At 73.0% G+C, this 7,870-nt stretch carries 8 protein-coding genes and 1 pseudogene; 3 read left to right on the top strand and 6 right to left on the bottom strand.

Annotated elements, in window-relative coordinates; translation table 11 throughout:
* A pseudogene (locus DY240_RS25560) lies at positions 1-330 on the bottom strand (DUF5979 domain-containing protein); the annotation flags it as partial.
* A 252-nt stretch (positions 331-582) separates the two neighbouring features.
* On the opposite strand from DY240_RS25560, the gene DY240_RS25555 reads away from it, so the two are divergent.
* From DY240_RS25555 to DY240_RS25545, 3 genes are read left to right on the top strand one after another with little or no spacing between them, the layout of a single operon-like run.
* Positions 583-864 (top strand): PqqD family protein, encoded by a 282-nt coding sequence (locus tag DY240_RS25555; RefSeq protein ID WP_119662510.1) that lies wholly within the window; start codon positions 583-585, stop codon positions 862-864.
* Positions 861-1,523, top strand: coding sequence for a hypothetical protein (locus tag DY240_RS25550; protein ID WP_119662509.1), 663 nt, complete (start codon positions 861-863; stop codon positions 1,521-1,523). Before DY240_RS25555 ends, DY240_RS25550 begins: the two co-directional genes overlap by 4 nt.
* Complete coding sequence (locus DY240_RS25545; RefSeq protein WP_119662508.1) at positions 1,520-2,344, top strand: glycosyltransferase; 825 nt, start codon at positions 1,520-1,522, stop codon at positions 2,342-2,344. Before DY240_RS25550 ends, DY240_RS25545 begins: the two co-directional genes overlap by 4 nt.
* 93 nt (positions 2,345-2,437) lie before the next feature.
* Here DY240_RS25545 and DY240_RS25540 read toward each other — a convergent pair whose 3' ends face one another.
* The 5 genes from DY240_RS25540 to DY240_RS25520 form a co-directional block, all read right to left on the bottom strand.
* The gene (locus DY240_RS25540; protein ID WP_119662507.1) at positions 2,438-3,007 is read right to left on the bottom strand and encodes an arsenate reductase/protein-tyrosine-phosphatase family protein; all 570 of its coding nucleotides are present in this window, start codon (positions 3,005-3,007) and stop codon (positions 2,438-2,440) included.
* 152 nt (positions 3,008-3,159) lie between these two features.
* Positions 3,160-3,504: a hypothetical protein gene (locus tag DY240_RS25535; RefSeq protein ID WP_119662506.1), complete on the bottom strand. Its 345-nt coding sequence runs from the start codon at positions 3,502-3,504 to the stop codon at positions 3,160-3,162.
* A gap of 85 nt (positions 3,505-3,589) precedes the next feature.
* Positions 3,590-4,423 carry a lysyl oxidase family protein gene (locus DY240_RS25530; RefSeq protein WP_147375524.1) on the bottom strand — a complete coding sequence of 278 codons (834 nt, stop codon included), beginning with the start codon at positions 4,421-4,423 and terminating at the stop codon, positions 3,590-3,592.
* A gap of 35 nt (positions 4,424-4,458) precedes the next feature.
* The gene (locus tag DY240_RS25525; protein WP_158602999.1) at positions 4,459-6,822 is read right to left on the bottom strand and encodes a M14 family metallopeptidase; all 2,364 of its coding nucleotides are present in this window, start codon (positions 6,820-6,822) and stop codon (positions 4,459-4,461) included.
* A gap of 140 nt (positions 6,823-6,962) precedes the next feature.
* The gene (locus tag DY240_RS25520) at positions 6,963-7,793 is read right to left on the bottom strand and encodes an ABC transporter permease (protein ID WP_199702418.1); all 831 of its coding nucleotides are present in this window, start codon (positions 7,791-7,793) and stop codon (positions 6,963-6,965) included.
* Positions 7,794-7,870 lie beyond the last annotated feature (77 nt).

The raw sequence follows: 7,870 nt of genomic DNA, 5'->3' as shown, positions 1-7,870 counted from the left end.
GGCGCTGCCCGTCGGCTTCGGCGTCGGCTTCGGCGCCGGCGTGCCGGTCTCGCCGGGCGGCGGCTTCGGGGTGCCGGTGCCGGGCGGCTGCTCGGGCGGCGTCGTCGGCGTCTCGCTGGACGGCGGCGGCGTCGGCTTGTCGGTCGGCTGCTCCGGCGGCGTGGTGGGCGGCTTCGGCGGCTGCGTGGGCGGCTCGCCGCTGGGCGAGGCGGCGTTGGCCGGCGTCAGCGTGATGGCGGTGACCGTGGGCACCGTCCAGGCCGCCGTTCCGACGGCGACCCCGCGGCGAAGGACCTGCCGGCGGCTCAGCCCGGTGTCATCGTGTGGCATATCGGCCCCATCGAGTCAGATCGCGCACGCCCCCCGTGCGCTGGCATGCATCATAACGGCATAACTGACCATTTGTCGCCCCGAGCCAATGCATGGTGACTCGGCACTGGCTACCCTGAGGGCCGTGTCGAAGGGCCGTGCAAACTGGCGGCGACTGGGGGCCGGAGGCTCCCACGAGTCGTCAGTCCAGGGCCGTGAGACGACCGGAGCGAAGGGGCCGGACTTGCACGGCCCGAGATGTGAGGAGTGTCGATGACGGCGGCCACGCCCTTCTCGCGCGCCGACGGCGTGCGCGAGCTCCATGTCGACGGCGCGATCACGCTCTTCCACGAGCCCACCCAGACCGCGCTGGTGCTGAACGAGACCGCCAGCGACGTCTGGCGGCTGCTCGACGGCCGGCGCACCATCGCCGACATCGTCGACGAGCTCGCCCGGCGCTACGCCGCCGACGCCGCCACCATCCGGTCCGGGGTGCACGCGGCGCTGCGTCAGCTGGCCGAGCACCACGTCATCGACGGCGCGCCGCACGGATGACCGACCCCGTGGTGCTCGACGTCATCGGGGTGCGCGTCGAGGTGCCGGCTGAGGGTCACCGCAGCGTCGAGGACCTCTACGCCGCGGCGGCGCGCCTGGCTGTCGAGCGGTCGCCGCGGCTGCTGTTCCACGCCGGCGCCGTCGAGCGCGACGGTGCCGCCGTCCTGTTCCCGGGTGAGTCGGGCACCGGCAAGAGCACGACGGTGGCGGCCTGCGTGCGGCGCGGCCTCGGCTACCTGACCGACGAGATGGTCGCGCTCGACCTCGACACCGGCGCAGTGCGCGGCTGGCCGCGGCCGATCATGCTGACGCCGTGGGCGCTGGAGGCGGTCGGGCTGCCGGCCGTGGCCGGCGACGCCTCCGGCAAGGTCGCGGTCACCTGTGCGGAGCTCGGCGGGACGGTGGTCGAGGCGGCGCTGCCGGTGGCGCACGTCGTGGCGCTGCGCCGCGGCGCCGCCGCGACGGCGCTCACGCCGATGTCCGCGGGCGACGCACTGACGCTGCTGCTGCAGTCCTCGTTCAACCACTACCGCCACGGCGCGGCGGCCTGGGTGGCGGTCACGGCGCTGGCCGAACGGGTCCAGGGCTGGTGGCTCGACGCCGCCGACGTGGACTCCGCCGCTGCCGCCGTCGCCGGGCTGCCATACTCGCGCTCGTGACCAGCATCGTCGTGCCCGCCCACAACGAGGAGCGGGTGCTCGGCCGGACGCTGTCGGCGCTGCTCGCCGACGCCGCGCCCGGCGAGTTCGACGTCGTGGTGGTGGCCAACGGCTGCACCGACGGCACCGCCGAGGTGGCGCGCGGGTTCGCCGGGGTGCGCGTCGTCGAGACCGACGTGTCGTCGAAGAGCAACGCGCTGCGGCTCGGCGACGAGGCCGCGTCCGGCTTCCCGCGGGTCTACCTGGACGCCGACGTCGTGCTGCCGGCGGCGCAGGTCCGGGCGCTGTGCGGGGCGCTGACCGGCGGCGTGCTCGCGGCCGGCCCGCGGCGGCGGCTGCCGATGGACGGCGTGAGGTGGCCGGTCCGCTGGTACTACGACGTGTGGGAGCGGCTGCCGCACGTCGGCGACGAGTTGTACGGCCGCGGTGTCATCGCGCTGTCCCAGGAGGGGCACGCGCGGCTGGGCCCGTGGGGCGACGTCATGGCCGACGACCTCGCCGTCGCGACGGCGTTCGGTCCGGACGAGCGGGCGATCGTCGCCGGCGCCGTCGTCGAGATCCGCCCGCCGCGCACCTACGCGGACCTGCTGCGGCGCCGCGTCCGGGCGATGACCGGCAACGCCCGGCTGGTCGCGGGGGTGCGCCCGGCCGGTGCCCGCGCACAGCCGCGCACCGGCTGGCGCGACCTGCCCGGTCTGGTCGCCGACGACCCCCGGCTCGCCCCGAAGGTGCTGCTGTTCCTCGGCACCGCCGTCCTGTCGCGGCTGCGCGCCCGCCGCGCCGACGGCACCTGGCTGCGCGACGAGAGCAGCCGCGACTAGCGGCGGGCGCTGGCCGCCCCGGCGCAGGGCCGGGTCGCCCCTCCGCGGAGGCCGGGCGGAGTAGCTGTCCCGATTCGGAGCGAGAAGGACAGATCACGTCACGTTCGGGATCAGCCGGCGCACGAGGTCGTCCAGCTCGTCGACCACCTCGCGCCAGACCGAAGCGCGCTGGCCGTACGGGTCGACGATGTCGTCCTCGGCGCTCTCGCCGGCGACGTCGTCACGGGTGCGGCCGTCGCCGACGTGCTGGAGCCAGTCGGCGAAGCGCTGGTGCCGGCCGCGCACGGCGGACTTCTCCACCCGCTGCACGAAGTCCTTGAGCGTGAACGTCTTCACCCAGGCGTCCGGGTGGGCGTCGACGATGGCCCGGACGTGCTCGCGCTCCATGCCGAGCACCAGGGCCGCGGACGCCACCGACGCCGCGGCGACGGGGAGGCTGCGATGGCCGCCCAGCTCCAGCCCGCGCTCGCGCATCACCGTGATACCGACCGGGGGCACCGACCCGTGCGCGCCGACCAGCGCACCGGACCGGCCGACGAGCGGCGACCCGGCCCGCGGCGCGTAGGCGTCGAGCATGGCGGCGGCGATGGGCGAGCGGCAGCGGCCGGCCGTGCAGACGAACAGGACGTCGATGCCGGCCCCCACCTGAGCTCCGTCGGACACAACGACGCCTCGATTCTACGGTGCCGTCGGGCGCTCCCCACCACGCGGAAAGCCCCGCTGACCCGGGTCAGCGGGGCTTCCGTCGGAGCTGGCGATGCCGATGACTCAGAGCTGCGGAGGGCTGGTGAGCACAAGGAGTATCGGTGGCCTCGTCAGTCCTTCTTCACGTCACCGCAGGAGAAGTCCGACAGGACCAGGCGACCCGGCAGGTTGGTGCTGGCCGACACCAGGGCGCCCTCGGACTCGACGATGAAGTGCTGGGTGTTCTGCAGGACCTTGTCGGCGCCGACGACCCATACCGTGCCGTCGGAGAACGACGCGGTGAGCGTTCCGGCCGCGGCTCCGCCGGTCTGGTTGTTGACGAAGTGGTAGGTGCCGACCGATCCCTCCGGGCACGACTGTCCCGAGCCGTTGGAGAGTTCGGCCGCCACCACCGGTGTCGCGATCGCGACGCTCGCCAGTGTGGTCAGGCACGCGACGGCTACGTACTTGCGCATGGCTACTGCCCCCCTTGCTGCGCCACGGCCCCCCGCCGTGACTGGTGAGCGACATACTGGCACCAACCGGGCCGTCGCACCAGCGTCAATGCGTATTTCCGGCGGCCTCCGCCGTGGGACCGACGGCCGTGACGACCGCGGTGCGGGCGCCGCCGCCGGCCGTCGTGAGCTCCACGTCGACCCAGGTGGTGTTGTTGTCGGTGGTCACCTCGGCGAAGTGGCCGCCCTCGTCGGCTTCGGTCCAGAGCCGGTACGGACCATCGGGGAGGTCGGTCACGTCGATGCTCTGGCCAGGCAGGTTCCACTCGTAGGTGTCGCCCCAGCCGGGTGAGAGGCCCATCGTCAGGCTGAGCGCGTCCTCGGGCTGGCAGCCCTCGCGGCCGAAGACGGCGTCGTCCGGCCCGACGCCGTCGAGCTCGCGGCCGAAGTCGTAGATGCAGAACCCGACCTTGGTGTCGGTGCGGCCGCCGTCGGGCGCGGGCGTGCCGCTGTCGTCGATCGGGACGAGGCGGTAGGTGACCACCCGGCGCACGTGCCAGTGGTCGTGGCCGTCGCCGCCCCACTCGACCTCGGCGCCGCTCGGCACCACCTCGACACCGCCGCCGTCATGGGCGATGCCCTGGGTCGCGACCCAGGGGTCGTCGGCCGTGGGACGGTCGGCGAACAGCAGGAACTCGCCCTCGCCCACGTTGACCAGCACGGAGCTGAACTCGATCTGCCAGCCGTCGCCGTTGTCCTTCGTGTGGACGTCGACGGGCGGCTCCGGCACCAGATCGGGCAGCACCGGCGCGCCGACCGGCGAACCCGTCGGCCGCGGCCGGGCCGTGGCCGTGTCGTCCGAGCCATCGTCCTGACAGCCCGTCACCAGCAGCGGGAAGGTCGCCAGTGCGACGACCACCGCCATCCGCCGAGGTCTCACCGCCCGATCATCGCAGACGCGGACGTGATCGGGTGTCAGTCGACCGTCACGGTCTCCTTCCGGTAGTTCGTGCCGCCACGAAGTGGGTCGTACCGGTTCTCGACGTTGCCCGCGGCGTCGACGGCGAACCAGTGCACTCGCGTCGACCCGGCGCCGACCGGGATCGGGGCCGCGTCCTCGCGCAGCCCCGCCGACTCCACCCGCGGCGAGGAGTACGTCGGCCGGCTGCCGTCCAGCGTGTAGTGGATGGTCACGGGCTCGGTCGCCTCGAACGTGACGCCGCCGTCGGTGAGCTCGAGCGTGGTGCGCGGCGGCCGGACGTCGTGCCCGTAGGCGCGCGCCACCTCCAGCAGCCCGATCAGGCCGTTGGAGAACTCCATGGCCTGCTCGTAGCCCTCGGCGAACGGCGGCTGGAAGCCCTGCGGGTCCCATTCCCGCTCGACCGGGTCCCACAGGTCCGCGCCGACCTCGAAGTCCCAGCCGAAGATGCCGCGGTTGTACCAGTGCTCGTCCGCGGAGTTGCCGGCCGCCGAGTAGAGCACGTCGCTCACCGGACCGGTGCGGCCCGGCCACACCGCCGTGCCGCGCCAGGCCTGGACGGCGGACAGGATGTGGCTGGACGCCGCCCAGAAGTAGTTCTCCTCGCCGAGCGTCGGGCGGGGGAGGGGAACCCGGCCGTCGGCGATGTAGGCGCCGGGCGGCCACATGAAGTACCCGCCGTAGGAGTGCACGTTCATCGCGAACCTGATGTTCGGGTACTGCTGGGTGAGCCACACCTCGTTGCGCGCCTCCGGCTCGGACAGTTCGGCCGGCCCGGAGTACGTGTCGCTGGTGCACGACGCGGACGCGCCGCTGTAGCCGTCGAAGCGCGACCCGACGCTGAAGTTGCGGTTCAGGTCCACACCCCAGCTGGTGGCCGCCCGCCCGGGGTCGGAGTTCTCCGGGCCGCAGTGGTTGGTCATGTTCCGGCGCTGCCCGGCGCGGTCGTAGAAGGAGAAGTGGCTGCCGTCCGGGTTCACCGACGGGACGATGAAGATGTCGAGGTCGTCGACCAGCTGCTTGGTGTAGGCATCGGTGGCGTAGTTGCGCAGCAGCCGCTCGGCCGTCTCGAGGGCCACCAGGGGCGTCACCCACTCGCGGGCGTGCTCCTGGCTGTAGGCGAACACGCCGGTCTTGCTCCCGTCGCGGTCGCGGCCGATGCGGATGGCCCGGACGGTGAACGGCTCGCGCGAGATGTGGGCGGGGGCGTCCAGCCCGTCGGTGAGGTCCTGTGCGCCGGCGACGGCGACACCGGTGCCGCCCGTGGTGCGGTAGGTCGACGCCGTCACCAGGGCCGAGGCCGCGGGCGAGGCGTTGACGGCCGCGACGACCTGCGCTGCGGTGCTGTTCGGGGCGCCGGACCCGTCGGTGCCGAGCGACACCCGGATCGTGCCGCCGCTGACGCCCACCGAGAGCGGGCTGTTCGCCGTGCCGGGGTTCACCGTCTCCAGCCGCAGCTCGTTGCCGCCCTCGTGGCCCCAGGCGTGCGACGTCACGTAGAGCGCGGCGGCGTCGCTGCCGATCATCGCCTGCGCCTTCCGGCGGTACCCGTTGGTCTCGTACGGCAGGTCGATGATCTCCGCGAGGTCGGGGAACTCGGCGGCCAGTGCCTCGATCCGGTCGTACAGCTCGGTCGGGTCCATGTAGTGGTCGACGAAGCCGGTCGCGTAGTGCGGGCCGGGCTCCGGCCGCGGGTCGCCGAGCCACTCCACGACGGGGACGGTGAGCGAGGCGCCGCCGGTGCTGGTGACGGTGACCTCGGCGGGCACGTCGTCGACCGCCACCGGCTCGAAGAACGTGTGGTAGATGTACTGGCCGGCGTCGACGAAGCGGTCCATGGTGACGCTCCGGCCGTCGAAGCTCACCGTCAGGACGGTGCCGCTGTCGGCGCCGAGCGAGCTCTTCACCTCGACGCCGAGGTAGGTCTGGCCGCCCACGCTCTCGAACCACTCCGCGCGCAGCGGGGTCAGCGTCTCGGCCGTCCGGGCGAGGGTCTGGTTCACCCGGCGGACGGCCGCCTCGCGCTCGGCGACGACGGCCTCGGTCTCGGCGGCGCTGACGACGACGTCGCCGACGGCGTAGCCGAGGTCGCGCAGCGCGGCTTGCTGGTCCGGCGTCGCGACGACGTGGACGAGCAGGCCGCCGTCGACCTGCCGGGTGTACTCGGTGACGTCCGCACCGGCCTCGATGAGGCCGGCGACGGCATCTTGGTCGGCGACGGTGACCTCGACGATGTCGCCGGCGTGGCCCGCCGCCGCGGCGTCGGCGAGCGACGTCGCGGCGGCGTCGGGGTCGGGTTCTGCGCCTGCGGCCAGCGGCAGCCCGGCGAGGAGCAGGGGCAGGACTGCCAGCGCGGCCAAACGGCGGCGAGGGCGGGGGCGGGACGTTTGCGGAGCCATGGGCACTCCCGGAGGTGCGGGCTATATGACGTTGTATGCCATATAGTGGCCGCGCCGTGTCACACTCCGCTACCCTTTGTCACGGTTCATCTCACGCAGTGTCACCGGCTCAGCCGCTGGAACCGGCGGACCGCCAGCGGCACGAAGACGACGGTGATGACCAGCGGCCACACGATCGCCGCCAGCATCGCGTGCTGTTCGATCCAGCTGTCGCCCAGTGCCGCCGGGTTGCCGAACAGCTCGCGCGCCGCCGTCACCGTCGACGACACCGGGTTCCATGCCGCGACGGCGCCCAGCCAGTCGGGCATCTGCGACGGCGCCACGAACACGCTGGAGATCATCGCGAACGGGAACGCGACGGCGAACAGGTTGCCGGCCGCCTCCTCGTTCGGCGTCATCAGGCCGATCCAGATGCCGATCCAGATCAGCGCGAACCGCAGCCACAGCAGCAGCCCGAACGCCGCCAGCGTCGCCCAGAACCCGCCGTCGGAGCGCCAGCCGATCACCAGCGCCGTCGCCGCCAGTACCAGCAGGTCGAGCCCGGCGCTGACGATGTCGGCCAGGCCGCGGCCGGTGACCGGCGCGGACGGCGCCATCGGCATCGAGCGGAACCGGTCGGTGACGCCCTTCGTGGTGTCGAGCACGACGGCGTAGGCGGTGTTCATGAAGCCCATCGCCATGGTCATGCCGAACATGCCGGGCATCAGGTACTCCCGGTAGTCGCCGCCGCCCGGCACGCTCATCGCGCTGCCGAACACGTACCCGAACAGCAGCACCGAGACGATCGGGAAGCCCAGTTGCCAGGCGATGTTCGCCGGCTGCCTGATCAGGTGGGTCAGCGTGCGCCGGGCGACCGTCCAGCCGTCGGCCAGCGCCCAGTACAGCCGCCGCTCAGGTGCGGCGAGGCCGTCGTCGAGGGTGGTCGTGCTCACTGGTGCACCATCCTTTGGTCGGCGTTCTCCGATTGGGCGTCGATGCACCCCGGGTGCCACCAGGTCACTGCCCTGCT

Source organism: Jiangella rhizosphaerae (assembly GCF_003579925.1).
GTDB classification, from domain to species: Bacteria; Actinomycetota; Actinomycetes; order Jiangellales; family Jiangellaceae; genus Jiangella; species Jiangella rhizosphaerae.
The sequence above is the reverse complement of the archived record's forward strand: the minus strand, read 5'-3'. Positions and strand labels throughout refer to the sequence as shown.

Coding starts and splice junctions, on each gene's coding strand:
- DY240_RS25535 (WP_119662506.1), bottom strand. CDS start 3,504: ATGCGCAAGTACGTAGCCGTCGCGTGCCTGACCACACTGGCGAGCGTC.
- DY240_RS25555 (WP_119662510.1), top strand. CDS start 583: ATGACGGCGGCCACGCCCTTCTCGCGCGCCGACGGCGTGCGCGAGCTC.
- DY240_RS25550 (WP_119662509.1), top strand. CDS start 861: ATGACCGACCCCGTGGTGCTCGACGTCATCGGGGTGCGCGTCGAGGTG.